Source organism: Caulobacter ginsengisoli, assembly GCF_030814835.1.
GTDB classification, from domain to species: Bacteria; Pseudomonadota; Alphaproteobacteria; order Caulobacterales; family Caulobacteraceae; genus Caulobacter; species Caulobacter ginsengisoli.
Genome location: NZ_JAUSVS010000003.1, coordinates 64,679 through 90,782 on the forward strand (window position 1 = coordinate 64,679; position 26,104 = coordinate 90,782).

A 26,104-nucleotide genomic window follows, 5' to 3' on the forward strand; every position below is an offset into this window, starting at 1 on the left:
CTCAAACAGCCGTTTGCTTATCGGCGATTAGGCGCTAATGCCTTTTGCATTATGGCTGACACCACGATCCCTCCCGCCGCCGATCCGTTGCTGACCCTGGTTCCCGACAAGCAGGTCTCGATCCGCGAAGTCTTCGGCGTCGACAGCGACATGAAGGTCCCGGCCTTCAGCCATCGCGACAGTCACGTCCCCGATCTGGACGAGGCCTACCGCTTCGATCCCCAGACGACGCTCGCCATCTGCGCCGGCTTCGCCTTCGACCGCCGGGTGATGGTCCAGGGCTATCACGGCACCGGCAAGTCGACCCACATCGAGCAGGTGGCGGCGCGGCTGAACTGGCCGATGATCCGGGTCAACCTGGACAGCCACGTTTCGCGGATCGACCTGGTCGGCAAGGACGCCATCGTCCTGAAGGACGGCAAGCAGATCACCGAATTCCGCGAAGGTATGCTGCCCTGGACGCTGCAGCGGCCGATGGCGCTGGTGTTCGACGAGTATGACGCCGGCCGGCCGGACGTGATGTTCGTCATCCAGCGGGTGCTGGAAGCGCAGGGCAAGCTGACCCTGCTGGACCAGAACCGGGTCATCCGACCCAACCCGTATTTCCGGCTGTTCTCGACGACCAACACCATTGGTCTGGGCGACACCACCGGCCTCTATCACGGCACCCAGCAGATCAACCAAGGCCAGATGGACCGCTGGTCGATCGTCACCACGCTGAACTATCTGGACCATGACGCCGAGGCCGAGATTGTGCTGGCCAAGTCGCCCGGCTACGCCACGGCCGAGGGCCGGCGGACCATCGCCGCCATGGTGCGGGTGGCCGACATGACGCGCAACGCCTTCATGAACGGCGACATCTCCACGGTCATGAGCCCGCGGACGGTGATCACCTGGGCGCAGAACACCGAGATCTTCGCCGGCGACATCGCGCTGGCCTTCCGGCTGACCTTCCTGAACAAGTGCGACGAGCTGGAGCGGCCGACCGTGGCCGAGTTCTTCCAGCGCGCCTTCGGGACCGACCTGCCCGAGAGCGCGGCGCGGGTTAAGGTGGCCTGACAGCACTTGCCAGAGCCCTGTGTCCCCGGCCTATCATGGGCCCGAGGGTCCGAGGCAGGAGTGTTCGAATGAAGATCGTGGTGAGCGCCGTTCTGGCGGCCGGCGTGGCTTTGGCCGTGGCGGGGACATCCTACGCGGCCCTGGATGCGGCGGCGGTGATCAAGACCCGGCAGGATGGCATGAAGGGCCAGGGCGGCGCCCTGAAAGGCCTCGGCCAAGGGCTGGGCAGCGGCGCCTCGGCGGCCGATCTCAAGGTGTTTTCGGCCAAGCTGGTTGCCTCCTCGGCCCAGGTCGGTGGCTGGTTCCCCAAGGGCTCGGGGCCTGAGTCCGGCGTGAAGACCCACGCCAAGTCCGAAATCTGGAGCGACGCGGCCGGGTTCGCCACGGCGCGCACCAACTTCGCCACTCAGGCCGGCAAGCTGGATGCGGCGGTCGCCTCGGGCGACATGGACGCCATCAAGGCCCAGTTCGGCGCCACCCGCCTGGCCTGCAAGGCCTGCCACGACAAGTACAAGGCCGAGGATTGACCCGGATACGGGTCTGGGACGCGGCGCTGCGCCTGGTTCACTGGGCGCTGGCGCTGCTGATCCCGTTTTCCTGGTGGACGCAAGAGACCGAGCACATGGCCTGGCACCGGCTGTCGGGCTACACGGTCGCGGCCCTGCTGGTTTTCCGGATCTGGTGGGGTTTCGCGGGGCCGCAGACGGCGCGGTTCAAGGGCCTGCTGGGCGGGCCCAAGCGGATCGCCGCCTATCTCTCAGGCAAGGGCGGCGCGACGCTCGGCCACAACCCCCTGGGGGGCTGGAGCGTGGCGGCCATGTTCGTGGCCCTGACCGCCCAGGTGAGCCTGGGTCTCTTCTCCATGGACGAGGACGCTATCGAGGCCGGGCCGCTGGCCAACTTCGTCAGCTTCGACCAGGCCCGGCTGGCCGCCCACGCCCATGAGTTCGTGTTCAATGTCCTGCTGGGCTTGATCGCCCTGCACCTGGCGGCCATCGCCGTCTATGCGGCCAGGGGCTCCAACCTGGTCAGACCGATGCTGACCGGGCGGGCCAGGGCCCCCGATGGCGCGGTGGGGATCAAGCCGCTTTCGGTCCTTGCGCTGCTCGTCGGCCTTGTGCTGGCCGGTGGGGTTTTCGCCCTGCTGCTCTGGCTGTCGAAAAAGGCGGGGCTGTAGCCACCATCAAAACCGTCATCCTGGGCCTTGTGCCCAGGATGACGGTGAGGGGGGCGAATAACGAAAAATGTAACCCCCTTCCTATTTCCCAAAAACCTGGCTCGCGTAGTGTCAAAACTGGGGGTTGGGAGACGACTATGACCGCGCCGAAGATTGGCCGCACCGTTGCCGAGTCCACGCCAAGCTGGCCCGACGCGCCTAAGCCTCCCAAAGGCGCGCCCAACATCCTGGTCGTGCTGTTCGACGATGTCGGCTTCTCCGATCTCGGCTGTTACGGCTCGCCCATCGACACCCCGACCATCGACGCCATCGCCGCACGGGGGCTGCGCTATACCGGCTTCCACACCACGGCCATGTGTTCGACGACCCGGGCCGCCCTGCTGACCGGGCGCAACCACCACAGCGTCGGGGTCGGCTGCCTGGCCAATTTCGACAGCGGCTATCCCGGCTATCGCGGCAAGATCGCCAAGGAGGCCGGCATCCTTCCCGAGATGCTCAAGCCTCACGGCTACCGCGCCTACATGGTCGGCAAGTGGCACGTGACCCCGCTGACCGAGACCGGCCCCTCCGGTCCGTTCGACGGCTGGCCGCTGGGCCGGGGCTTCGACCGCTATTACGGCTTCATGGACGCCGAGACAGACCAGTATTCGCCCGAACTGGTGCGGGACAACACGCCCTGCGACGCGCCGGGGACCTACGAGACCGGCTACCACCTGACCGAGGACCTGGTCGACCAGACCATCCGCTTCATCGCCGACCACACGGCCGACGCGCCGGACACGCCCTGGCTGACCTGGCTGGCCCTGGGCGCCTGCCATGCGCCGCACCAGGCGCCGCGCGACCTGATCCTGAAATACGACCAGGTCTTCTCGCGTGGCTGGGACGTCGAGCGCGAGGAACGGCTGGCCCGCCAGAAGGGCATGGGCATCGTGCCGGCCGACACGGCCATGCCCGACCGCAACGACTACGTGAAAGCCTGGGCCGACCATTCCGACGACGAGCGGCGGCTGTTCAGCCGGCTGCAGGGCGCGTACGCCGCCATGCTCGAGCACGCCGACCAGCATCTGGCCCGGCTGATGGCCTTCCTCGACGAGGCGGGGCTGACCGACGACACCCTGGTCATCGTCATGTCCGACAACGGCGCCAGCCAGGAGGGCGGGCCGCTGGGCATGGTCAATGTCATGGGCCCGCTCAACATGCGGTTCGAGCCGCTGGACGAGAAGATCGCCCGCATCGACGACATCGGCGGCCCCGACACCCACACCAACTTCCCGCTGGGCTGGGCGATGGCCTCGAACACGCCCCTGCGCCGCTACAAGCAGAACACCCACGGCGGCGGCATCCGCGACCCGCTGGTGATGAGCTGGCCGAACGGCATCAAGGCGCGGGGCGAGCTGCGCACCCAGTTCACCCATGTCAGCGACCTGGTCCCGACCCTGCTGGAGACACTGGGGATCGAGGCCCCGGCCAGTGTCGCCGGCGTCGCTCAGATGCCGCTGGAGGGCGAGAGCTTTGCGGCCAGCCTCAAAGACCCGGCCGCGGCGCCGCGCCGGCGCCCGCAGTATTTCGAGATGTTCGGCCACCGGGGCCTGTGGAAGGACGGCTGGAAGGCCGTGGCCTACCACCCGCCGGGGCGGGCCTTCGACGATGATGTCTGGGAACTCTACCATCTGGACAGGGATTTCTCGGAAACCAACGACCTGGCCGCCGTCGAGCCGGAGCGCCTCAAGGCGATGATCGAGGAATGGTGGGCGGTGGCCGAGACCAGCAAGGTGCTGCCGCTGGACGACCGCTTCATCGCCCGCTTCACCGACAACGCCGCTCGCTTCCACGGCCCCCGAAACCACTTCGTCTTTCACAAGGGCATGGGCCACCTGCCCACCGACGTGGCGCCCGACGTCCGGGGCCGCTCCTACCGCATCGAGGCCGAGGCGCGGCTGGGCGAGGGCGATCGCGGCGTGCTGATCGCCCATGGCGACGCCACCAGCGGCTATTCCCTGTTCGTCGAGAACGGCCATCTGCATCACGTGATGAACGTCGGCGGCCAGCTGGTCACCGTGAGTTCCGACCGGACCATCCCCCCCGGCCTGCGCCGTCTGGCCGTGGCCTGCCACCGGCCGGAGTCGGGCCCGCGCCGCCTGACCCTGCTGATCGACGGCGAACCGGCCGGGGCGGTGGAAACCCCGCTCGGCTTCATGAACATGGTCTCCTGGTCGGGCCTGGACATCGGCCGCGACCGGGGCAGCCCCGTCGCGCCCTACGCGGCGCCTTTCGAGTTCACCGGCCAACTTCGGAAGGTGACCGTGACCATGGACGGCGACCAGCGGCTGGACAGCGAGGGCGTGGCGGCGGCGGAATTGGCGAGGCAGTAGATCCCAAATTCCTCGCCCCTTGGGTGAGAGGGACCACGAAGTGGTGGAGTGGGCTCTTGGGAGCACACGGACTTTCAGGCATGTCCACTCCGACAAAGCTCAATCTGGACCTCCCGTGTGTTCCACGGCCCACTCCGTCGGCTTCGCCGCCACCTGGCCCCAAGGGGCGAGGAATTAAGAGAAGCGGCGTCCCGTCCTCCCCTTGTGTTGCCGCCAAGCCACACCTAAATCCCCGGTCAGGACCGTTTGCGCCAGATCAGGGCAGGCGGTTCAAATCCGCCTATCCAGGGGACATTATGAATATCGATCTCTACTCCGATCGCGCCAAGCAGGCCGTCCAGTCGGCCCAGTCGCTGGCGCTCGCCCGCCGCCACCAGCACCTCTCGCCCGAGCACCTGCTCAAGGTCCTGCTCGAGGAAAAGGACGGCCTTTCCCGCGCCCTGATCCAGAGCGCCGGCGGCCGGCCCGACGCCGCCGACGCCGCTGTCGAACAGTTGCTGACCAAGATGCCCAAGGTCGAGGGCGGTTCCGGCCAGCTCTACCTCAAGCCCGACACCGCCCGGGTCTTCGCCGCCGCCGAGGAGGGCGCCAAGGCGGCCGGGGACGCCTTCGTCACCACCGAGCGCCTGCTGATCGCGCTGGCCAAGGAAGGCGGGGACGCCGCCAAGGCGCTGAAGGACGCCGGGGCCAGCGAGAAGGGCCTGAACGACGCCGCCAACGACGTCCGCAAGGGCCGCACCGCCGATTCCGCCTCGGCGGAGGAGGGCTATGACGCCCTCAAGCGCTACGCCCGCGACCTGACCCAGGCGGCCCGCGACCAGAAGCTCGACCCGGTCATCGGCCGCGACGAGGAAATCCGCCGCACCATCCAGGTCCTCTCGCGCCGCACCAAGAACAACCCCGTCCTGATCGGTGAACCGGGCGTGGGCAAGACCGCCATCGTCGAGGGCCTGGCCCTGCGCATCGTCAACGGCGACGTGCCCGAGAGCCTGAAGGACAAGAAGCTGCTGGCCCTGGACATGGGCAGCCTCATCGCCGGCGCCAAATACCGCGGCGAGTTCGAGGAGCGGCTGAAGGCCGTGCTCAACGAGGTGACCGCCGCCGAGGGCTCGATCATCCTGTTCATCGACGAGATGCACACCCTGGTCGGGGCCGGCAAGTCGGAGGGGGCGATGGACGCCTCTAACCTGCTCAAGCCCGCCCTGGCCCGGGGCGAGCTGCACTGCGTGGGCGCCACCACCCTCGATGAATACCGCAAGCACGTCGAGAAGGACGCGGCGCTCGCCCGCCGCTTCCAGCCGGTGATGGTCAGCGAGCCGACGGTCGAGGACACTATCTCGATCCTGCGCGGCCTGAAGGAGAAGTACGAGCTGCACCACGGGGTGCGGATCAGCGACGGCGCCATCGTCGCCGCCGCCACCCTGTCGAACCGCTACATCGCCGACCGCTTCCTGCCCGACAAGGCCATCGACCTGATGGACGAGGCCGGCAGTCGGGTGCGCATGGCCGTCGATTCCAAACCCGAGGAGCTGGACGAGATCGACCGGCGCCTCGTCATGCTGAAGATCGAGCGCGAGGCCCTGAAGAAGGAGACCGACCCGGCCTCCAAGGCCCGGCTGGAGAAGCTCGAGGACGAGCTGGTCGACCTGGAAGCCCAGTCCGAGGACATGACCGCCCACTGGCGCGCCGAAAAGGAAAAGGTCGGCCAGGGCGCCCAGCTGCGCGAGGCCCTCGAGCGCCTGCGCGCCGAACTGGTGGCGTCACAGCGCCGGGGCGACCTGCAGCGCGCCTCCGAGATCGCCTATGGCGAAATCCCGCAGCTGGAGAAACGCCTGGCCGAGGAAGACACCAAGGGCGACGCCGCCACGACCGCCAGCCCGGAAGTGGTCGACGCCGAACAGATCGCCGCCGTGGTCAGCCGCTGGACCGGCGTGCCCGTCGAACGGATGCTGGAAGGCGAGCGCGGCAAGCTCCTGAACATGGAAGACGCCCTGCGCGGCCGGGTGGTCGGCCAGGAAGAGGCCCTGCTGGCCGTCTCCGACGCCGTGCGCCGGGCCCGGGCGGGGCTGAAGGATCCCGGCAAGCCGATCGGCAGCTTCCTGTTCCTGGGCCCGACGGGCGTGGGCAAGACCGAACTGACCAAGGCGCTGGCCGAATTCCTGTTCGACGACGAGGCGGCCATCACCCGCCTCGACATGAGCGAATACATGGAAAAGCACAGCGTCAGCCGCATGATCGGCGCCCCCCCCGGCTATGTCGGCTACGACGAGGGCGGGGCGCTGACCGAGGCGATCCGCCGCCGGCCCTACCAGGTCATCCTGTTCGACGAGATCGAGAAGGCCCACCCCGACGTCTTCAACGTGCTGCTGCAGGTGCTGGACGACGGCCGCCTGACCGACGGCCAGGGTCGCACGGTCGACTTCCGCAACACCCTGATCATCATGACCAGCAACATGGGCAGCGAGTTCCTGGCCGCCCAAGGCGAGGACGACGACGTCGAGTCGGTCCGTCCGATGGTGATGAACGTGGTGCGCCAGCACTTCCGGCCCGAGTTCCTCAACCGGATCGACGAGATCATCCTCTTCAAGCGGCTGGGCCGCGGCGAGATGGGCGACATCGTCAAGATCCAGCTGCAGCGGGTCGAACGCCTGCTGGCCGACCGCCGCATGTCCATCGCCCTGGACGCGGCCGCCGAGCACTGGCTGGCCGAACGCGGCTACGACCCTGTCTACGGGGCCCGGCCGCTGAAGCGGGTCATCCAGAAAGAGCTGATGGACCCCATCGCCCGCAAGCTGCTGGCCGGCGAGATGGCTGACGGCGCGGTGATCGAGGTGACGGCGGACCAGGATGGGTTGGTGATTGGGAAGGCGCGGGTGCACTAGATCGCGGGTCCGCACGCGAGGGCCGGTTTCCGGAAGCTCACCCCGACGGAAGCCGGCCTCTTGAACTTGACTTTAAGATGCCATAGTGAGCGTCACAGCCAAGCCCGGCGTGTTTCTGAAACTGGAAAGGAGAGCATCATGCGAGCGACTTCAGCCCGTCAAGAAAATCTCCTCATAACCCAGACTCTTCAGGAACAGATTGCATGGGCAATTCGCTGTCGGGCGACGTCACTCGCCTGATCTCTTTCGGCGGGGTGAACACACCTCGCCGTTTCGTCAAATATCCGCTGTTCAGCCAGCCGCCGTCGGCTTCCGTTTCTCGGGAGGGCCGTCATGCGCGCTGACATGTTCAAAGTCGTCGTCGAGCGGCCGCGGTGGGGCGCCGGGCATGCTCCATCACCGAAACTGAAAAGGACACCCGATCCGAATATCCAATACATTGGTATGAAGCGTCACGCGTACATCGCGGCGCCCTATTCGAAATCGCTCAACGAAAACCTCGCGCCGCTCGTGCGATTTTTGCGAAGCCGGAGAGGGCGACCGTGGGACAGCGTGTTCAGCGAGATCTGCGCCACCCTCGACACCGGCAGCACGATCAAGATGCATGTGCGCTCGCACATCGAGGACTACGTCCTGACGCGCATCTCGGTCGGCCGGCGCGGCGAGTGGATGCACGAGGGGGAGGTGCTCGGGCGCAAGGACCGATGGCGTCGCCGACGGACCTTCTTCGTCGATCCGCGCGATGGGATTCTCAAGGACATCGAGGGCCTGGCCCAATGCCTGCCCGCAGCCAACTGCGGCGGGAAAGGCGGTGCGCTGTGAGCCTGTCTCCTAAAATCACCCTGATCTCGGCGGACCCCTCCCGCCTGGATCCGGCCGCCGTCGACCAGCTCGAGGCGTCGGCCCGCTATGAGGGGATCGAGCGCGTCGTCGGCCTGCCCGATCTGCATGTCGGCGCCGGGATCGCGGTGGGCGCCGCATTCTGGTCGCCGGATCGGGTCTGGCCACATCTGGTGGGCGGCGACATCGGTTGCGGCATAGGCCTGTGGGAACTGAGCAGCCCCGTGCGCAAGTTCAGACTGGGGTCCGTGGAGCGCAAGCTTTACGGCCTCGACGAGGCCTGGTCGGGCGACACCCTGGCCGCCGTGGCGGGTTTCGGTCTGCCACCGAATTTGGCCGGCCTGGCGCTGGGCACGATCGGCGGCGGCAACCACTTCGTGGAATTCCAGCGGATCGAAGAGGTCGTCGACGGCGAGCGTTTCGATGCACTGGGCCTGCAGGCGGATCGTGTGTGGATGATGGTTCACAGCGGATCGCGGGGATTAGGGCAGGCTGTTCTTCAGGCGCACAGGACAGAGCCCGCCGGCGCCGGGATGCTCGCGGCCGGCCCGGCGGGACAAGCCTATCTGACCGAGCATGACCAGGCCCTGGCCTGGGCCGTGCTGAACCGGCGGATCATCGCGCAACGCTTCCGCGAAGCCATCGGCGCCGAGGCGCGGCCTGTGCTCGACATCTGCCACAACTGCGTGACGCCCCACCTTGGCGGATGGCTGCACCGCAAGGGCGCCGCCCCGGCCGATCGGGGGCTGGTCGCCATTCCGGGATCGCGCGGCGATTTCAGCTACCTGGTCGAACCCATCGCCGACAGCGCCGACCAGGCCCTTTGCTCGCTCGCCCACGGCGCCGGTCGCAAGTGGAGCCGCTCGGACGCGCACGCAAGGCTGTCCGCGCGCTTCCGCATCGCCGATCTTCAGCGCACGGCGCTCGGCAGCCATGTCATCTGCGAGGACCGCCGGTTGATCTACGAGGAAGCGCCCCAGGCCTACAAGGACATCCGGCGGGTCGTGGCGGACCTTGAACACGCCGGGCTGGTGCGCGTCATCGCGCAGCTGCGCCCCTTGCTCAGCTACAAGACGCGGGCGACGTCATGAGCGAGGTCATCTTGCACCTGACGTCCGGGCAGGGACCGCAGGAATGTCGGTGGGTCGTCGCTCAACTGGCGGCCGCCTACGCCCGCGAAGCCGAAGCCTATGGCGTCGTCTGCGAGGTCCTGGAAGGCTTTGAGGATCACCCCTCATCGCTGCTGATGCGTGTCAGCGGCGACCAGGCGCCCGCGTTCGTCGCCGGGCGGACCGGCACGGTCCTGTGGATCGGCGATAGTCCGTTTCGGCCTGGCCACAATCGCAGAAACTGGTTCGTGGGCGTCGCCCTTGCGCCGGAGCCTGACCTTGTCCCTGATTTGAAGGCTGAGGACATCGACTACCAGACCCTGCGCGCCAGCGGTCCGGGCGGCCAGCATGTCAACAAGACCGATAGCGCCGTTCGCGCCACCCACCGCCCCACCGGTCTGGTCGCCACCGCGCAAGAACAGCGCTCGCAGCACGCCAATCGCAAGTTGGCGCGGTTGAAACTCGCCATGATGATCGAAGAGCAGCGCGGCGCGTCACGCGACAAGGCCCGCCGATCGCAATGGAGCCTCCACCAGCAACTTGAGCGCGGCAACCCTGTCAGAACGTACAGGGGGGTCCGCTTCACGCCGAAATCCGCGATCTGAACCCAAACGGGCTGGGCGGAATCCTGCGAATTTTGTCAGGCGCTGACGTCGGCTTTCCGCACTGACGTCTATGCCGGCAGCCGACCCATCGTGGCCGTTCGCGAGCATGACCATGCCAAGCCGGCCCGGGCGAGGCAAGCCAACTTAAGTTGCGTTGCGAGCCTCCCCACCCGACGCGATTCCTGCGGTCTCAGCAGGGAGATTGCGATGAGCGAAATCGCGCCAACGGAGCGGGCAGCTCCGAACGTCATGGACACGACGCCTGGGAACCAGGCGGCCACGTTCCGAAATCAGGACCAGGTCTGGCCGGTGCGCGCGATCCGGTGCGGGGAGGCCGTGCGGGCGCTGCCGCCGCACGGGCGGTCGCTGTCGGGCCTGACCTATCGGCTGGGCGACCTGACCCTAAACGTTGACGACTACGTGGCCCGCCACCGCACGGCCGGGCTGCTGATCCTGAAGGGCGGTGAGATCGCCCTCGAGCGCTACGGGATGGGTAACGTCACGGAGAGCCTTTGGACTGGCTTCGCGGCCACGACGGCCCTGACCGGGACGCTGGCCGGCGCCGCGCTGCACGACGGCGCGATCGGCAGCCTCGACGATCCCTGTGACTTCTATCTGCCGGAACTGCTGGGCTCGGCCTACGAGGGGGTCACGATCCGCAATCTGCTGCGGATGTGCTCGGGCGTGGCCTGGCGCGAGGACTATGACAACGACGCCCGATCCGACGCCTGGCGCCTGGGCCGGGCCATGGCCCGTCGGCGGCCAGGGGCGGTCCTGGACCTGCTCTGCCATCTGCCGCGCGTCCATCCGCAGGGGGCTATCTTCAACCACTCAACCGGCGACAGCTGCGTGCTGGCCGCGGTGGTCGCCGCCGCGACGGGCCGTCCGCTGGCCGACTATCTGGCCGAGCGGGTCTGGGGTCCCGGCGGGATGGAGGCCGACGGGCATTGGCAACTGGAGTGGGAGGACGGCCTGGAGCTGGGCGGGTTTGGCGTCAGCGCCCGCCTGCGCGACATGGGGCGCTTCGGGCTGTTGATGCTGGAGGACGGCGAAGCGCGCGACGGGCGGCGCGTGCTACCGCGCGGCTGGCGCGAACTGGCGGGGCGGCCGGACAGCGAGGCGACTGCCTTCGGCGCCCTGTCGCCGGGCGACCCAGGCGGCTACGGCTATCACTGGTGGGCGACGCCGCCCACCCCGGGCGCCCACGCGGGCGTCTTCGCGGTGATCGGCGCCTTTGGCCAGTTCGTCTACATCAACCCGGGCGATCAGGTGGTCGCCGCCATCCAGAGCGCCTGGCGCAAGCCCCAGGACGCCGCCGCCACCGCCGAGACCGTCACGCTGTTGCGCGCGGCCGTGCGCGCGCTCCGCCAAGCGCCTTAGTCATCGTCCGGAAGCGCCCGAGGTCGGCTAGCGACCATTGCAGACATTCCCGGCCCGGGGCTACAAAGTCGCCATGAGCGTTCATGGAAGCTGTCACTGCGGCAACGTGCAGATAGATCTGCCAAGCCAGCCAGAGTGGGTCGCGGACTGCAACTGCTCGCTCTGTCGGCGGCTGGCCTGGCGTGTGGCCTATTTTCCGCCGGAGCAGGTGCGCATTTCCGGCGAGACCAAGGCCTATGTCTGGGGCGACCGGATGATCGGCATCCACCATTGCCCGACCTGCGGCTGCGGAACCCACTGGGAGACGCTCGGTGAAGACTTCGGCAAGATGGGCGTCAATGCCCGCTTGCTCGATGGTTTCGATGAAGGCGCCGTCGAGGTCAGAAAATTCGATAACGCGGATTAGGCCACCGGCTTGCTCATCACGCAGAGCGGTACGGGCGCGCCGCCGCGCGCGTCGGTGAACCGGCGCTCGGGCGTGAAGCCATAGGCGGCATAGAGCGGCTCACCCGCCGCCGTGGCGGTGAGCTCCAGGCGGTGGAAGCCGGCCTCGGCGGCCGCCGCCTCGCAGAGTTCCAGCACCAGCCGGCCGACGCCCTGCCGGGCGAAGGCGGGGTGAGTGTACATGGCCCTGACCCGGGCGGCGTCGGTCGCGGGGTCCAGCAGGGCGTCGTCTCGGCCGGGGGAATGGTCGCCGCCGTAGTGGGTGGCGCGCCGGCTCCAGCCGCCGCAGCCGGCGATCTGGCCGTCTTTCTCGACCACGAAATAGGTCCCGTCGGCGATCAACTGGCTGTCGATCCCCATCATCAGCCGGCTGGACGCCACCTCGGCTGGCGACAGCACCGCGCCCAGCAAAGCGTCGATGGCGGCCTCCGACAACGCGGTCAGGGCCGGGACGTCGGCGATGGTGGCGAGGCGGTGGCTGAACCCTTGGGGCATGGGCTTGCGATAGCCGCAAACTGACCCTGAGTCATTTCCGCCCCGTTTTCGGACAATCCGTGCTAGAGTGGCCGCTTATCGCGCATCTTGAGGGCGCGCCATGTTGCGCCGCGTCCGAACGGTTTTGCGACCGTCCGTCCCGCGACAGTTTGGAGAGATCATGATCGAAGAAGGCTTCGTGCGGATGTACGCGCACGACTTCGCCGCCCTGGCGGCGCGCGCCGAGACCGGCGCCGAGGTCGAGCTCCTGGTCCAGAAGCGTATCGGCGAGGCCCGCAGCCACGCCGCCCTGATGGACGCCCGCAAGGGTGAAGGCCATCTGCCGGCCGTGGCCGAGCGGCTGAAGACCGAGTCGGCCCGCGACGACGTGCGCACCATCCGCGCCGGCGAGGACGTGCCGGGGGCCCTGGCCCGCCGCCGCGAGTTCCTGCTGCGCATCGCCGACCTGCTGACCGCCCCGCCGGCCAGCGCCGGCCTGAAATCGATGGCCGTCAGGGGGTAACCCCGGCGGCTTCATCCGTCAGGGATCGAGGTCGCCACGGCTCTGGCCGTGGCGCTGGCCGCGCCGGCCCTGGTTGGCCAGGTCGACGGCCAGCATCTTCTTGCCATCGGGCGTGCGCATCTCGCCAGGTCCCAGCAGGGTCATCATCGCCACATAGTCGCCCAGCGAGTCTTCTAGGGCGTGCGAGAAGCCGGCGGCGTCCTGGGCCTTGTTGATCTGCAGCTTGGCGAAGCGAAGGACGCCGGCCGAGTTCTCGGCCACCCGGCGGGCATAGGCGAAGGTCTCGCGCTCCAGGTCGGCGGGATCGTAGAGGCGGTTCACGAAGCCCAGCTCATGGGCCTCGGTCGCGGTGATGAAGCGGCTCTCGAAGATCAGCTCCTTGGCCTTGCGCGCGCCGATGTCCCAGGGGATCGACATGTATTCCACGAACCCGGCCAGGAACCGCGCTTCCCTGGCGGCGAAGACGATGTCCATGCAGGCGGCCAGCATCCAGCCGGCATAGATGCACCAGCCCTCGACCAGGGCGATGGTCGGCTTCTCGAAATTGCGCCACTTGAGCAGCAGGTCGAGATTGTAGCGCTTGAAGCCGTCGTAATAGGCCAGCGGGCCGCCGTCGCGGATCTTGGCCCGGAACTCCGAACCCTCGCCGGTTCCCAGGTCGTGGCCGGCCGAGAAACAGCCCTCGCTGCCCCGGATGATCACCACGCGCACGGCCGTGTCGGTGCGGGCCAGGTCGAAGGCCTTGTCGATCTCCTCCAGCATCCGCCAGCTCTGGGCGTTGCGCTGCTGGGGCCGGTTTAGGGTGATGACGCCGACGCCGTCGTCGACATGGTAGAGGATGTCGTTGAAGTCCAAGGCCCGCCTCCCGCGTGTTTTGCGGGCAGCCTATCAGGGTGCGGCCGGCGGCGTCTGCGCTGGTTCCACGCCGCCCCAGGCTTTCCAGTTGTCATAGGCCCGGCGGATAGCGCGGCGGGGTTCTTCCAGGCCGGCCTGGTCCATGCTGTCGGTCCAGACGTCGGCCAGCTTGCGGATGATCTCGCTGGGCTGGCTGGGGTCCAGGGTCGAGGCCCAGCTGCGGATCGAGGGGGCGTTCAACAGCGCCAGGATGACGGCGGCGAACAGGATCGAGCGGCCGGCCCAGCGCTGGGTGCGGGCGGCGGCCAGTTCGTCCTCTTCCTCGTCCTCGGCCCCGGGGTCATAGCCGCTCACTCTTCGCAGCCAGGCGACCATGCGGGCGAAGCTGTCGGGCTCGAACTCCTCGCCGAGCGGGCTTTCCAGGTGGCTTTCCTCGCTCATCGGTCCGCCCTCCTAGAACTGGAAATAGATGAACGGGGCGATGCCCTCGGGCCGCACGGCCTCGATGACCAGCATGGTCAGGGCGGCCGCGGCGCCGAGGGCGGGGGAGGGCAGGTATTTGGCCATGCCGGCCACCGCTTCGCCGGCCCGGGACGGCAGGAAGTGGATGCCCAGGCCGATGACGGTCAGCGAGACCAGGAATGGCGTCGCCACGCTCGCCGGCCCCCACCGCCCGAACCCGGCCAGATAGTCCAGGGCCAGGCTGAAGGACTCGGCCCGGAACAGGATCCAGCTCAGGCAGACGATGTGGAAGGTGATCAGGATGCCCAGAATGGTCGGCAGGCGGGGCCAGGCCGCCGGCTTGAACTTCTTCCATAGCCGCTCGAAGACCAGCACCCCGCCGTGCAGCGCCCCCCAGGCCACGAAGGTCCAGGCCGCCCCGTGCCACAGGCCGCCCAGCAGCATGGTGATCATCAGGTTGCGGCAGATCTTCCACTCGCTGCCCCGGCCGCCGCCCAGCGGGATGTAGAGATAGTCGCGCAGCCAGCTCGACAGGCTGATGTGCCAGCGCCGCCAGAAGTCCTGCAGCGAGGCGGCGCGATAGGGCTGGTCGAAGTTGCGGGGGAAGCGATAGCCCAGCAGGCCGGCCACCCCGATGGCGATGTCGCTGTAGGCGGAGAAGTCGCAATAGATCTGGGCCGCATAGCCGTAGGTCGCGGCCAGCAGGTCCAGGGCGCTGTGGGCGGTGGGATCGAAGAACACCGGATCGACCAGCCCGACCGACAGCTCCGAGGCGATCACCGTCTTCTTGAACAGGCCCCAGACGATGAGGATCATCGCATGGCTGACCATGGCCCGGGTCAGGCGCGGGGTCTGGGCGAACTGGGGCAGCAGGTCGCTGGCCCTGACGATCGGCCCGGCCACCAGGTGCGGGAAGAAGCTCATCAACAGCATGACGTCGAGCAGCGACCTGGCCTTCTCGCAGTGGCCGCGATGCACGTCGACGACGTAGGAGATGCCCTGGAAGGTGAAGAAGCTGATCCCCACCGGCAGCACCACCTGCAGCAGCGGCAGGTCCCGCTGCCAGCCGAAAATCTTCAGCACATCGCCCAGCTGTTCGACGAAGAAGCCGTAGTATTTGAAGAAGCCCAGGATAGTCAGGTTGATCGCCACCCCCAGCCCGACCAGCCACAGCCGCCGTCGCCGTGTCTCGCTGCGGTCGATCAGTTCGGCGACCAGGAAGTTCAGCGTGGCCGAGGCGATCAGCAGGCCGATAAAGCGCCAGTCCCACCAGCCGTAGAAGACCCAGCTGGCCAGCACCAGGAAGGCTTTGCGGCGGCCGTTCTCGCGATCCAGGCTCCAGGCCGTGACGAACACGAACAGGAAGAAGATGGCGAAGGTCATGGTCGGGAAGAGCATCGGCTAGTTCCCTCCCGCTCTGGCCGAATAGGCGCCCATCAGGTCGGCGGTCAGCAGGCCGGCGATCCAGTCGCCGCCCTCGCTGCGGAAATGGATATGGTCGCCGCGCATCAGGTCCTGCTCGGGCCGGCTCAGCACATGCGAGCTGCACGGTCCGCCCATCCGGGCGCTCCAGTCCCAGAAGGCGGCGCCCTCGGCGATGGCGGCGCGGCGCTGGGCCTCGCGGACGGGGCCCAGGTTCGGCGGCTCGAACCAGCGGGCCAGGACCGGGCTGCGGGCCTCGACCAGCTGGTCATAGTCGGCGCGCTCGGCGTCGGTGAGCGGGGCGCAGTCGAAGCCCTTGTTCTGGATGCCGTCCAGCTTGATGTCGGGCCGGGTGCGGCTGGCGTCGGGCGGACCCATGACCAGGACGGCGGCGCCGGGGGCCAGGTCCTTCAGCCGGCGGATCTGCTGGCGGACCAGCTGTTCGTAGGCGGCGATATCGACGTCGCTGTCGAAGCCGTCATTGGTGCCGAAAGCCAGGATGATCAGGTCCGGCGGATAGGCCGCCAGCTCCGAGGCCATCATGGCCGAATCCCGCTGGGCGAAATCCGAGAGCCGCGCGCCGACCACCCCCAGGGCTGACCAGGCGATACCGGGTTGGCGGCGGAAGGTGGCGTAGGAGAGCAGGCTGACCGGCCCGCCGCCCCGGGCGGTCAGAGTCGCCTGGCTGGCCGGCGCGGCAAGGTCGGCGGACCAGCAGATGGTTCCCTGGGCGGGGGCGTTGAGGTCGATGGTCTCATGAACCTCGCCGGTATCGACCCCCAGCGATCCGGCCCCCGGCCCCCCTTGGGCGCAGAAGGCGAAACGGTCGAAGCGGGCCTCCGGATCGGCGGTCAGGCCGACCGTGGCGCCGTCCGCCATCGAGGTCAGGCGAAAGCCGCTGAGGCCGAAGCGGCCATAGCCGGTCGGGAAGCTGGCCTCGACCCGCCAGCCGTCTGAGACGGTGACGTTGATCTGGCGCTGCGACAGGGCGGGATAGGGCACGCCCGGCGCCATCACGCCCCGGCCGCCCTCGCCGAAGCGGGCCTGCAGCCGGGCCCGCAGGCCCCCCGAGATGTTGTCGCCGGCGGTGTGGCTGTCGCCGATCTGCAGGATATGGATGGGAGTGTTGCGCCGCCCGCCCTCCAGGTCGGCCAGGGTCGTCAGGAAGGGGCCCAGCGCCTGGGCGTTGTCGAGCGCCGAGGGATCGACGGGCGGGGAATAGGGCTCGGTCGCCGCGGGATGAAAGCTCAGCGACAGCGCCGCCAGGGTCAGGCCCAGCAGGGCCGCGGCGCCAGGCCTCATCGCCCGCTCGGCGGGGGCGAGGCCGGAGCGGAGGCCAGGCTGCTGACCGAGGCGGGACCCGCGGCGGCCAGGGCGGCGTCGACATCGGCCCGCAGGCGGTCGGTGACCGGCCGGGCGATCCGGAGATAGCCGGCCATGGTCATGTGGATGCCGTCCTTGGCCCGCATCAGCCGGGGCCGGTCGTCGCCCTCGGGGACCAGATAGGCCTCGTACTCGCCCTTATCGTTGATGGTGGCCGGCACCAGGTCGAGGAAGGGCATGCCCAGGGCCGCGGCCCGCTCGGCGTAGACGCTGTTGAGCACTCCGGCCCGGCGGTCATAGTCCGGCCGCTTCATGCGCGGCAGCCCCACCCAGTAGACGGCCGCGCCATGCTCGCGCAGCAGGCCGGTCAGGTTGTCGATCCGCTGGCCGTAGACCTGCTTCCAGCCGTCGCTGGCGAAGGGCAGGACCTGGCCGTTGGCGATGATGCCCTGCTCGTCGTTGGCCCCGAACAGCACGATGGCGACGTCCAGGCGCCGGCCTTCCAGCTGCTTCTCGGTCTGTTTCTGGATGTCGATATAGTCGTAGCGGGCCAGGCCCGTGGACGCCTGGCTGAAACGGATGACCTCATAGCCCTTGTCGTCATGCAGCTGGCGATAGAGGCCGGCCCACAGGCCATCGCCCATGGAGTCGCCGAACACCCCGATCACCACCGGCTGGCCGGGCGTGACCTTGACGGTCTGCAGCAGGGGTTGGGTGGGCTCGGCCTTCTGGGCCAGGAGGGGTTTCTTGGCCTCGACGAGCGGCGGGCCCTGCTGGTCGACCAGCATCTGCATGCCCACCGCGCCGGCCATCACCCCCAGGGCGGCGCCGACCATCAGCCCGACGACGAACACCGCCATCCGGCCCAGCCTGGCGGGGCGCCGGGCGCCCCTGGCGCTGTATCCCTCGACTTGGCTTTCGTCCGCCACAGTTAACCTACGCCCCGACAACTCTCCGGCGGGACCAAATCACCGCACGGGCGCGGGGGCAATACCGGTCACCGGCCAAGCGAATCGTTAATCACGATCTGCACCCGCGGCTCTCCGTCGCGGGCGTTAACGATGGGTGGGCGTCAACGCTGGGAGCGGCGCTTGATCAGCGACGGCGCTCCGCCCAATCTGCGCCCCGTAAAAGGCGCGGGACGTACGACATGAGATTTCGAGCTGCGCACGGTGTCGACCACTACCGAGATCTGATCCTGAAATACAAAGCGCGCCGCGCGCACCGGGATCGGGAGACGGTCGTCGATGCCTGGTATCGGTTCGATTTCGAAGCCGTCGTCGAGGACGGTAGCAGGGCCGTGCATATCCACGACGACCTCGGTTTCTTCTTCCAAAAGAATAGCGGCACGGTCCGTAGCGCCAGATTGGATGACGAGGTCTACTACAAGTACGGGGTGTTCAGTTTGACGGAGAAGGGAGGCTGTCTTGCCGACAGCGAGGTCGCATTCAACCTCACCCGGGAAGACTTACGGCGCTATGTGGCCTGGAGCCAGCAGCTGCTGCGTGAAAACATTGCGATGATGAGGTCGCTGAAGGACAGTAGCGTGGTTCTGTCGAAATTCTCCGAACTTGGAGAGGTCGATCTCGTGCACATGGAGCGCGAATTCCTGTGCGATCTGGAACCAGCTTTTTCAGCGGCCTGGAGAACCTAGGCCTCGGCTGCCGCTTTCGACGCCGCCTCGACCTTACCCCTGGGAATCATCCGCACCGTCGAGCTGGCCTTGGCCAAGACTTCGCCCGCTGGGTCGAGCAGGCGGGCCTCCATGAAACAGGTCGAGCCGCCGCGCCGCTCCACCCAGGCCTCGGCCACCACCAGGCCGGGCCGGGTGGGCCGGAAGAAGCTGACCTTCAGCTCCAGCGACATCGGGGTCATCTCGAAGCCGGTCATGGCCATGGCGGCATGGGCCATGGCCGCGTCCAGCCAGCCGGAGATGAAGCCGCCCTGCACCACGCCGCCCGAATGGCACATGTGCAGGCCGGCCCGGTATTCCAGCGCCGCCTTGCCCTCGGGGTCGACGGCGATACGGCGCACCAGCCCCATGGTGGTCGAGAGGTCGTCTTGGGCCGCGGGGGCCTGTGGGGCTTCCGCCACAATCGTTTCCATGCCTCCATTTCGAGAGGTTGCCGCAAGGGTCGTCAAGTCGCGCCGGATCGGGGCGGATTGCCGCGTTGAACGGAGCGGGGAGGCCAGGAACATGAGCCTGCAGGACGCGGCCATCGCCGCCAACCGCTTCGGCCTGGGCGCCCGGCCCGGCGACCTGAAGGCCATCGCCGGCGATCCGCGCGGCTGGCTGAAGGCGCAGCTGACGCCCGAGCCGGCCCTGCCCGCCCCGCTCGCCGCCCTGCCCTCGACGGCGGATGACGCCGGGGCCTTCCAGAAGTGGATCAGGCAGGCGGGCCTGACCGGCAGCATCAACGCCTACGCCAAGGCCCCGTCTATGTCTGGCGGGCCCATGCCCGGGGCCAAACCCGGTTCTCCCGCCTCCCAGCCCGGCTTCAGCGTCGAGCAGTCCTTCATCGCCTTCTTCGGCCCGCGCTACGCCCAGGCCCTGGCGGCGCGGTTCCAGGTGGCGACCACCACCGACCGGCCCTACTTCGAGCGGCTGACCCACTTCTGGGGCAACCACTTCACCGTCTCCTCGGCCAAGCCGATCACCCAGGCCATGCCGCCGTCCTTCGAGCGCGATGTCGCCCGCAAGCACGCCATGGACCATTTCGAGGCGATGCTGATCGCCTCCTGCACCCATCCGGGGATGCTGATCTATCTGGACAACTACATCTCGGTCGGCCGCCATTCCCTGGTCGGCATGCGGCCCGACCTGGTGCCCAAGCCGCTGCGCGAGCTGCTCAAGGGCCTCAACGAGAACCTGGCCCGGGAAATCCTCGAACTGCACACCCTGGGCGTCCGCAGCGGCTACAGCCAGGACGACGTCATCGCCCTGGCTAACATCCTCACCGGCTTCACCGTGGCCCAGGACGGCAAGGGCGGGGGCGAGACCGGCCTCTTCCGTTTCCAGCCGTATGCGCACGAGCCCGGGCCCCAGACCCTGCTGGGCCAGCGCTTCCCGCAGCAGGATGTCAGCCAGGGGGCCGAGGCGCTGACCATGCTGGCCCGCCATCCGGCGACGGCGAAGTTCATCGCGACAAAGCTGGTCCGCCACTTCATCGCCGACGATCCGCCGCCAAGGGCCGTCGACACCATCGCCAAGGTCTTCCAGGTCTCCATCGGCGACCTGAAGTCGGTCTGCACGGCCCTGGTCGATCTGCCCGAGGCCTGGGACCCGACCCCGCGCAAGATGAAGCCGCCCGAGCCGTATCTGATCTCGGCCGTGCGGGGCATGGGCGGGCCGCCCCTGAACGGCCTGCAGCTGGCGGCGCTGCTCGGCAAGATGGGCCAGCGACCCTACTACGCGCCGGGGCCCGACGGCTGGGCTGACGTCGAGGGCGAATGGATCGGCCCCGATCCGGTCTGGAAGCGGCTGGAATGGGCCTCCACCGTGTCGAAATACATGGCGACCGCCAGCGGCGATCCGGTGGCGCTGGGCGAGGCGCTGCTGGGGCCGGGCCTGACCGACGCCACCCGCAAGGCCATCCAGCGGGCCGAGAGTCCGGCCCAGGGCCTGGCCATCCTGCTCGTCAGTCCTGAATTCCAACGGCGGTGAGCGACATGGACCGCAGACAGCTTCTCACGACCTTTGGCCTCTCCATCGCCGGCGCCGCGGTTCCCCGCTTCGCCTTCGCCAGCGCGCCCACCGACAAGCGGCTGGTGGTCGTCCTCCTGCGCGGGGCCATGGACGGCCTCTCGGCGGTCCCGGCCTGGGGCGACCCGGACTTCGAGCGGGCCCGCAACGGCCTGGCCATTCCACGGCCCGGCGAAGCGGGCGGCGGCCTGGCCCTCGACGGCTTCTTCGGGCTGAACCCCGAACTTCCGGGTCTGGCGGGACGCTACGCGGCCAAGGAGCTGGTGGTCTTCCACGCCATCGCCTCGCCCTATCGCGACCGCTCGCATTTCGACGGCCAGAACCTGCTGGAGAACGGCTCGCCCCGGCCCTATGGCCTGGCCGACGGCTGGCTGAACCGCTCGCTGGCCGGGCTGCCGGCGGCGCTGAGGACGGGACGCAGGGACTTCGCTATCGCCATCGCGCCGGCAATGCCGCTGATCCTGCGCGGCGCCGCGCCCGTGACCAGCTGGTCGCCCTCGGTGCTGCCGCCCCCCGACGCCGACCTGATCGCCCGGGTGCAGGGCCTCTATGGTGAGACCGATCCGGCCTTAGCCAAAGCCCTGGCCGCCGCCGGCGAGGCCCAGGCCGCCGCCGCCGGCATGGGCGGCGGACCGGGCGAAGGCTTCGGGGTGCTGATGGCCGCGGCGGCCAAGTTCATGGCCGCGCCGGACGGCCCCGCCGTGGCGGTGGTCGAGTCCACCGGCTGGGACACCCACGCCGCCCAGGCCGGGCCCTACAGCGTCCTGCAGCGTAACCTGCGCGGCCTGGACGGCGGCATAGAGGTCTTCGCCGAGGGCATGGGCGAGCGCTGGAAGGACACCGCCATCCTGGCCGTCACCGAGTTCGGCCGCACCGTGGCCCGCAACGGCACGGCCGGCACCGACCACGGCACGGGCGGGGCGGCCTTCCTGGTCGGCGGGGCGGTGGCCGGCGGACGAGTGATCGCCGACTGGCCGGGCCTTAAATCCTCAGCGCTGCGCGATGGCCGCGACCTCATGCCCACCAACGACCTGCGCGGGGTCATGAAGGCGGCCCTGACACAGCATCTGGGCGTCGAGCCTGCCCACGTCGACCGGGTAGTGTTCCCCGACAGCGCGGCCGCCCCGGCGATGCGGGACCTGTTCAGCTGACGAGGTTGGACGGCGGCGGCATCTCGGTCTGCGGCGCCAGCTTCCTGAGCGTGGCGTTGCGCAGCCAGGTCTCGGCGATGTCGACGATGACGAACACCACCGGCACATAGAGCAGGCTGAGCAGGGTCGAGGTGATCAGCCCGCCGATCACCGCGATGGCCATGGGCGCGCGGAACCCGGCGTTGGCCCCCAGCGACAGGGCCACGGGCATCATCCCCACGCCCATGGCCACGGTGGTCATCACGATCGGCCGGGCCCGCTTGTGAGCGGCGTCGACCAGGGCGTCGTGGCGGCTGACGCCCTTCTTCATGGCCTCGATGGCGTATTCGACCAGCAGGATGGAGTTCTTCGCCGCGATCCCCATCAGCATCAGGATGCCGATCAGGGCCGGCATCGACATATGCCGGCCGGCGATCAGCAGGCCCGCGAAGGCGCCGGCGATGGCCAGCGGCAGGGCCGCCTGGATGGTGATGGGCTGGAAGAAGCTTTTGAACAGCAGGACCAGCACCGCGTACATCAGCAGAATGCCGGTGAAGAAGGCGAGGATGAAGTTGGTCACCATCTCGATCAGGCTCTCGACGTCGCCCGCCGGTTCCTGCTTGACCCCTGGCGGCAGCTGCTTGACCGCCGGCAGTTCGTTCACCTTCTGACTGGCCTCGCCCAGGGCCAGGCCGTTCAGCTCGGCCTGGATGGTGGCGCTGCGGCTGCGGTCGGTCCGGTCGATCTGCGAGGGGCCCGAGCCGAACTGGATGTCGGCCACCGAGTTCAGCGGCACCGAGCCGCCGCTCAGGGTCGGCACCTGCATGGTCTGCAGGACGCTGAGGTCGTCGCGGCCCTTGTCGGTCAGGGTCAGGCGGATGGGGATCTGCCGGTCGCCGAGGTTGAACTTGGGCAGCAGCTGGTCGACGTCGCCGATGGTGGCCACCCGCACGGTCTGGGAGATGGCCTGGGCCGAGACGCCCAGCAGGGCCGCCTGTTCCAGCTTGGGCGTCACCAGGATTTCCGGCCGGGCGATGTCCGCGGTGTTGACCACGTTGGCCAGGCCCGGCACGGCGCGCATCTGCCGCTCGACCGACCGGGCCGCCTGGGCCAGGGTCGCGCCATTGTCGCCGGTCAGCACGATGCTGATGCCGGGATTGGACCCGTCGGCGCCGAAGCGGATGCGGGCGCCGGGAATGCCCCGGGCCTTCTCGGCCACCTGGCGCTCGATCTCGATCTGGGAGAAGTCGCGCCTGGAGCGGGGGACGAACACCGCCGTCACCGTGGCCCGCCGCACCTCGGCCAGGGCCCCGCCGCCGCCGCCCGGTCCGCTGGGGGTCAGGGACGAGCCCTCCGAGGCGTAGACGGCGCTGATCTCCTTGCGTTGGCGCAGCAGGGTGGTCAGCTGCCCCACGACCCGGTCGGTTTCGCCCAGGGTCGAGCCCGGCGGCAGTTCGACCGAGATGGTGCTGTAGCCCTGGTCCTCGTTGGGGATGAAGTCGAAGGGCAGGAAGGGCAGCATGCACACCGCCCCGATGAACAGCAGGATGCCGGCGAAGAAGGCCACCAGCCTGTGCCGCAGCGACCATTCCAGGGCCTTGAGATAACGGGCCATCCAGAACGGCTCGCCATGCGGCTTGGCGTCCGAGCGCAGGAAATAGGCGCCCATCAGCGGCGTCATCATCCGCGCCACCAGCAGCGAGAAGGCGACCGACACGCAGGCGGCCAGCGCGAAGGACTTGAAGAACTGCCCGACCACCCCGCCCATGAAGCCGACGGGGGCGAACACCGCCAGGATGGTGAAGGTGGTGGCCACGACCGCCAGCCCGATCTCGTCGGCGGCCTCCATGGCGGCGGGGTAGGGGGCCTTGCCCTCGCGTATGTGGCGGACGATGTTCTCGATCTCGACGATGGCGTCGTCGACCAGGATGCCGATGGTCAGGCTGAGGGCCAGCAGGGTGACCACGTTGAACGACTGGTTCAGCGGGGCCAGGATGGCGAAGGTGGGGATCAGCGACAACGGGATGGCCATCGAGGTGATCACGGTCGCGCGCCAATCGCGCAGGAACAGCCAGACCACCAGCACCGCCAGCACCGCGCCGATGCCCAGCGCCTCCATCGAGGCGTCATAGCTGTCCTCGACATACTGCACCGTCGAGGTGACCTCCTCGATCTTCAGGTCGGCGCGGCTGGCGTCCAGCTTGGCCAGGGCGGCGCGGATCTTCTTGGAGACCGCCACCTCGCTGCCGTCGCGGGTGCGCAGCATGGAAAAGCCCACGACGGGCTCGCCGTTGAAACGGGCCAGCGAGCGCGGCTCACCCCAGGCGTCTTCCACGATGGCCACGTCGCCCAGGCGCAGGGTGCGGCCGTCGGGCAGGTTGATGCGGGTGGCCTTGAGCTGCTCGACCGTGTCGGCGCCGCCCAGGGTGCGGATCGACCGCTCCTCGCCGCCCAGGGTGGCGCGGCCGCCGGGCAGGTTGGCGTTGATGGCCTTCAGCTGGCCGGAAATCTGCGCGGCGGTGACGCCCATGGCGGCCAGCCGGTCGGGGTCCAGCTTGACCCGGATTTCCCGCGAGACGCCGCCGTCGCGATTGACCTGGCCGACGCCCTGGATGGACAGCAGGGTCTTGGTGACGTCGTTGTCGACGAACCAGCTGATCTGTTCGGGGTTGAGCGTCGGCGCCCGCACCACGTAGGTGATCAGCGGCTGGCCGCTGATGTCGATGCGCTGGACGTTGGGCTCGGGGATGTCCTGGGGCAGGTTGGCGCGCACCTTGGAGACGGCGTTGCGCACGTCGTTGGTCGCCCGTTCGAGGTCGACGCCGAGGTTGAACTCCACCGAGGTCGCGGAGACGCCGTCGCCGACGGTCGAGCGGATGTGGCGCACCCCGTCCAGCCCGGCCAGGCTGTCCTCGATGACCCGGGTGACCTGGGTCTCCAGCTCCGGCGGGGCGGCCCCGGGCTGGCCGGCCGAGACCACCACCAGGGGGAAGCTGATGTCGGGGAAGTTGTTGACCCGCATCTTCAGGAAGCCCGCCGTCCCGGCGATGGTCAGGACCACGAACAGCAGGATGGTCGGGACCGGATTGCGGATCGACCAGGCGGAGATGTTGCGGAACATCAGCGGGCTCCGGCCAGCCGCACGTGGTCTCCGTCGGAGAGGAAGCCGGCGCCGGACAGCGCCACCCGCTCGCCTGGCTTGACGCCCTGGGCGATCTCGATGCGGTCGCCGCTGCGCACGCCGGTCGCCACGGTGCGGTAATGGGCGACGTTGTTGGCGTCGATGACGAAGACGCCCGGGCTGCTGTCGCGATAGATCACCGCCGACTGGGGCACGGTGACGCCGGGCTGCATGCCGACCTGGATCGAACCGCGGGCGAACATGCCCGGCCGGAAGGGACCGGGCGCGGTCAGGGTGATGCGGGCCACGCCCAGCCGGTTCTTGGCGTCCACCTGCGGCGGCACGATGCGCACGGTTCCGGCGACCGTGCTCAGGCCGTCGGCGGTGATGCTGGCCGGCATGCCGGCGCGGATGATGTGCAGCTGGTCCTCGGGGACGGCGGCGTTCAGCTCCAGCCGGCCGTCGCGGACGATGCGGAACAGCTCGGTCCCGGCGGCGACGATCTGGCCCTTGACCACCTTGCGGGCTGAGACCAGCCCCGATACCGGCGCCTTGAGGCTGGACTGGGCCAGCCGCGCCCTGGCCTCGGCCTCTGCCGCTTCAGCCTGGGCGACGCCCGCCTGAGCATTGCCCTGGGCAGCCTTCTTCTGATCCAGGGCCGCCTGGGCGAGGTAGCCGCGGTCATGCAGTTCCTGGGCGCGGTCCAGGTCGGCGCTGGCCTGGGCCAGGGTCGCCTTGGCGCTGGCCACGCCCGCCGCGGCCTGGCGCAGCTGGGCCCGCAGCAGGGTGTCGTCCATCTTCAGCAGCAGCTGCCCCTGGCGCACATAGACGCCCTCATCGGCATAGAGTTCGACCACCGTCAGCCCGCCGACCTCCGCCCCCACGGGCGCCTCCTGCCAGGGGGCGATGTCGCCGGAGACGGCGATCTGGCGGGGCAGGGTCTCGACCCCGGCCACGGCGACGGTGATGGTCTGGCTGGGTGGCGGCGCGGCGGCGGTCTTGGCGGGCTTGCCGCCGCAGCCGGCCAGGGCCAGGGCGCAGGCGACCAAGATCAACGTCCCAACCCGACGGGGTTCAATCCCGGTCATGACTCACTGTGCTCCGTAGCGTTCGCCGGCCCCAATACCCGAAAGCCCCCGGCGGCGCATGGCCTTCCGGGCCTAGCTGGGGTTGGAAGACCTAATTTGCAACGCAACCGAACATCGGGCTGTTCCCGTTTCAGC

General features: G+C 68.7%; 24 protein-coding genes. 15 read left to right on the forward strand and 9 right to left on the reverse strand.

The window, feature by feature from the left end:
* The first annotated feature begins 51 nt into the window (after positions 1 to 51).
* The 11 genes from cobS (at position 52) to QO010_RS10175 (ending at position 11,830) form a co-directional block, all read left to right on the forward strand.
* A complete protein-coding gene (gene cobS, locus QO010_RS10125; RefSeq protein WP_307348778.1) occupies positions 52 to 1,059 on the forward strand; it encodes a cobaltochelatase subunit CobS in 1,008 nt (335 codons plus the stop codon).
* A 68-nt stretch (positions 1,060 to 1,127) separates the two neighbouring features.
* Positions 1,128 to 1,586 carry a c-type cytochrome gene (locus tag QO010_RS10130; RefSeq protein WP_307348780.1) on the forward strand — a complete coding sequence of 153 codons (459 nt, stop codon included), beginning with the start codon at positions 1,128 to 1,130 and terminating at the stop codon, positions 1,584 to 1,586.
* Positions 1,583 to 2,236: a cytochrome b/b6 domain-containing protein gene (locus QO010_RS10135; RefSeq protein WP_307348782.1), complete on the forward strand. Its 654-nt coding sequence runs from the start codon at positions 1,583 to 1,585 to the stop codon at positions 2,234 to 2,236. Before QO010_RS10130 ends, QO010_RS10135 begins: the two co-directional genes overlap by 4 nt.
* Positions 2,237 to 2,373: 137 nt before the next feature.
* Positions 2,374 to 4,608: an arylsulfatase gene (locus QO010_RS10140; protein WP_307348784.1), complete on the forward strand. Its 2,235-nt coding sequence runs from the start codon at positions 2,374 to 2,376 to the stop codon at positions 4,606 to 4,608.
* Positions 4,609 to 4,904: 296 nt separating this feature from the next.
* Complete coding sequence (gene clpB, locus QO010_RS10145) at positions 4,905 to 7,490, forward strand: ATP-dependent chaperone ClpB (RefSeq protein ID WP_307348786.1); 2,586 nt, start codon at positions 4,905 to 4,907, stop codon at positions 7,488 to 7,490.
* A 203-nt stretch (positions 7,491 to 7,693) separates the two neighbouring features.
* Positions 7,694 to 7,834 (forward strand): hypothetical protein, encoded by a 141-nt coding sequence (locus QO010_RS10150; protein ID WP_307348788.1) that lies wholly within the window; start codon positions 7,694 to 7,696, stop codon positions 7,832 to 7,834.
* Positions 7,824 to 8,312, forward strand: coding sequence for a hypothetical protein (locus tag QO010_RS10155; protein ID WP_307348790.1), 489 nt, complete (start codon positions 7,824 to 7,826; stop codon positions 8,310 to 8,312). Before QO010_RS10150 ends, QO010_RS10155 begins: the two co-directional genes overlap by 11 nt.
* Complete coding sequence (locus QO010_RS10160) at positions 8,309 to 9,421, forward strand: RNA ligase RtcB family protein (RefSeq protein WP_307348792.1); 1,113 nt, start codon at positions 8,309 to 8,311, stop codon at positions 9,419 to 9,421. Before QO010_RS10155 ends, QO010_RS10160 begins: the two co-directional genes overlap by 4 nt.
* On the forward strand, positions 9,418 to 10,044 hold the full coding sequence (gene prfH / locus QO010_RS10165; protein WP_307348794.1) for a peptide chain release factor H: 627 nt from the start codon (positions 9,418 to 9,420) through the stop codon (positions 10,042 to 10,044). The genes QO010_RS10160 and prfH overlap by 4 nt, the downstream gene beginning before the upstream one ends.
* A 207-nt stretch (positions 10,045 to 10,251) precedes the next feature.
* Positions 10,252 to 11,424, forward strand: a complete 1,173-nt coding sequence (locus QO010_RS10170; protein ID WP_307348796.1) for a serine hydrolase domain-containing protein — start codon at positions 10,252 to 10,254, stop codon at positions 11,422 to 11,424.
* 73 nt (positions 11,425 to 11,497) lie between these two features.
* A complete protein-coding gene (locus QO010_RS10175; RefSeq protein ID WP_307348797.1) occupies positions 11,498 to 11,830 on the forward strand; it encodes a GFA family protein in 333 nt (110 codons plus the stop codon).
* Here QO010_RS10175 and QO010_RS10180 read toward each other — a convergent pair.
* A complete protein-coding gene (locus QO010_RS10180) occupies positions 11,827 to 12,363 on the reverse strand; it encodes a GNAT family N-acetyltransferase (protein ID WP_307348799.1) in 537 nt (178 codons plus the stop codon). The genes QO010_RS10175 and QO010_RS10180 overlap by 4 nt on opposite strands.
* 160 nt (positions 12,364 to 12,523) lie before the next feature.
* On the opposite strand from QO010_RS10180, the gene QO010_RS10185 reads away from it, so the two are divergent.
* A complete protein-coding gene (locus QO010_RS10185) occupies positions 12,524 to 12,865 on the forward strand; it encodes a hypothetical protein (protein ID WP_307348801.1) in 342 nt (113 codons plus the stop codon).
* An 18-nt stretch (positions 12,866 to 12,883) separates the two neighbouring features.
* Here the strand turns inward: QO010_RS10185 and QO010_RS10190 are convergent, their stop codons facing one another.
* Genes QO010_RS10190 through QO010_RS10210 form a run of 5 tightly spaced genes read right to left on the reverse strand, consistent with a single transcriptional unit; the run spans position 12,884 to position 17,787 of the window.
* Positions 12,884 to 13,720 carry an enoyl-CoA hydratase-related protein gene (locus tag QO010_RS10190; RefSeq protein ID WP_307348804.1) on the reverse strand — a complete coding sequence of 279 codons (837 nt, stop codon included), beginning with the start codon at positions 13,718 to 13,720 and terminating at the stop codon, positions 12,884 to 12,886.
* Positions 13,721 to 13,753: 33 nt separating this feature from the next.
* A complete protein-coding gene (locus QO010_RS10195; protein WP_307348806.1) occupies positions 13,754 to 14,161 on the reverse strand; it encodes a hypothetical protein in 408 nt (135 codons plus the stop codon).
* Positions 14,162 to 14,173: 12 nt separating this feature from the next.
* A complete protein-coding gene (locus QO010_RS10200; RefSeq protein ID WP_307348809.1) occupies positions 14,174 to 15,580 on the reverse strand; it encodes an MBOAT family O-acyltransferase in 1,407 nt (468 codons plus the stop codon).
* 3 nt (positions 15,581 to 15,583) lie between these two features.
* On the reverse strand, positions 15,584 to 16,906 hold the full coding sequence (locus tag QO010_RS10205) for a GDSL-type esterase/lipase family protein (protein ID WP_307348812.1): 1,323 nt from the start codon (positions 16,904 to 16,906) through the stop codon (positions 15,584 to 15,586).
* The gene (locus QO010_RS10210) at positions 16,903 to 17,787 is read right to left on the reverse strand and encodes an SGNH/GDSL hydrolase family protein (RefSeq protein ID WP_307348816.1); all 885 of its coding nucleotides are present in this window, start codon (positions 17,785 to 17,787) and stop codon (positions 16,903 to 16,905) included. Before QO010_RS10210 ends, QO010_RS10205 begins: the two co-directional genes overlap by 4 nt.
* Before the next feature lie 290 nt (positions 17,788 to 18,077).
* On the opposite strand from QO010_RS10210, the gene QO010_RS10215 reads away from it, so the two are divergent.
* Positions 18,078 to 18,581 (forward strand): hypothetical protein, encoded by a 504-nt coding sequence (locus QO010_RS10215; RefSeq protein WP_307348819.1) that lies wholly within the window; start codon positions 18,078 to 18,080, stop codon positions 18,579 to 18,581.
* On the opposite strand, the gene QO010_RS10220 is transcribed toward QO010_RS10215, so the two are convergent.
* Positions 18,578 to 19,033 carry a PaaI family thioesterase gene (locus QO010_RS10220; protein WP_307348821.1) on the reverse strand — a complete coding sequence of 152 codons (456 nt, stop codon included), beginning with the start codon at positions 19,031 to 19,033 and terminating at the stop codon, positions 18,578 to 18,580. The two genes, QO010_RS10215 and QO010_RS10220, sit on opposite strands and share 4 nt — an antisense overlap.
* Before the next feature lie 91 nt (positions 19,034 to 19,124).
* Here QO010_RS10220 and QO010_RS10225 point away from each other — a divergent pair, with 91 nt between their 5' ends.
* Entirely contained in the window at positions 19,125 to 20,591 is a 1,467-nt protein-coding gene (locus tag QO010_RS10225; RefSeq protein WP_307348823.1) for a DUF1800 domain-containing protein, read from the forward strand.
* Between the two features lie 5 nt (positions 20,592 to 20,596).
* A complete protein-coding gene (locus QO010_RS10230) occupies positions 20,597 to 21,781 on the forward strand; it encodes a DUF1501 domain-containing protein (RefSeq protein WP_307348824.1) in 1,185 nt (394 codons plus the stop codon).
* Here the strand turns inward: QO010_RS10230 and QO010_RS10235 are convergent.
* Positions 21,774 to 24,881, reverse strand: a complete 3,108-nt coding sequence (locus QO010_RS10235) for an efflux RND transporter permease subunit (RefSeq protein ID WP_307348825.1) — start codon at positions 24,879 to 24,881, stop codon at positions 21,774 to 21,776. The two genes, QO010_RS10230 and QO010_RS10235, sit on opposite strands and share 8 nt — an antisense overlap.
* On the reverse strand, positions 24,881 to 25,936 hold the full coding sequence (locus QO010_RS10240; RefSeq protein WP_307348827.1) for an efflux RND transporter periplasmic adaptor subunit: 1,056 nt from the start codon (positions 25,934 to 25,936) through the stop codon (positions 24,881 to 24,883). The genes QO010_RS10235 and QO010_RS10240 overlap by 1 nt, the downstream gene beginning before the upstream one ends.
* Positions 25,937 to 26,104: the final 168 nt, after the last annotated feature.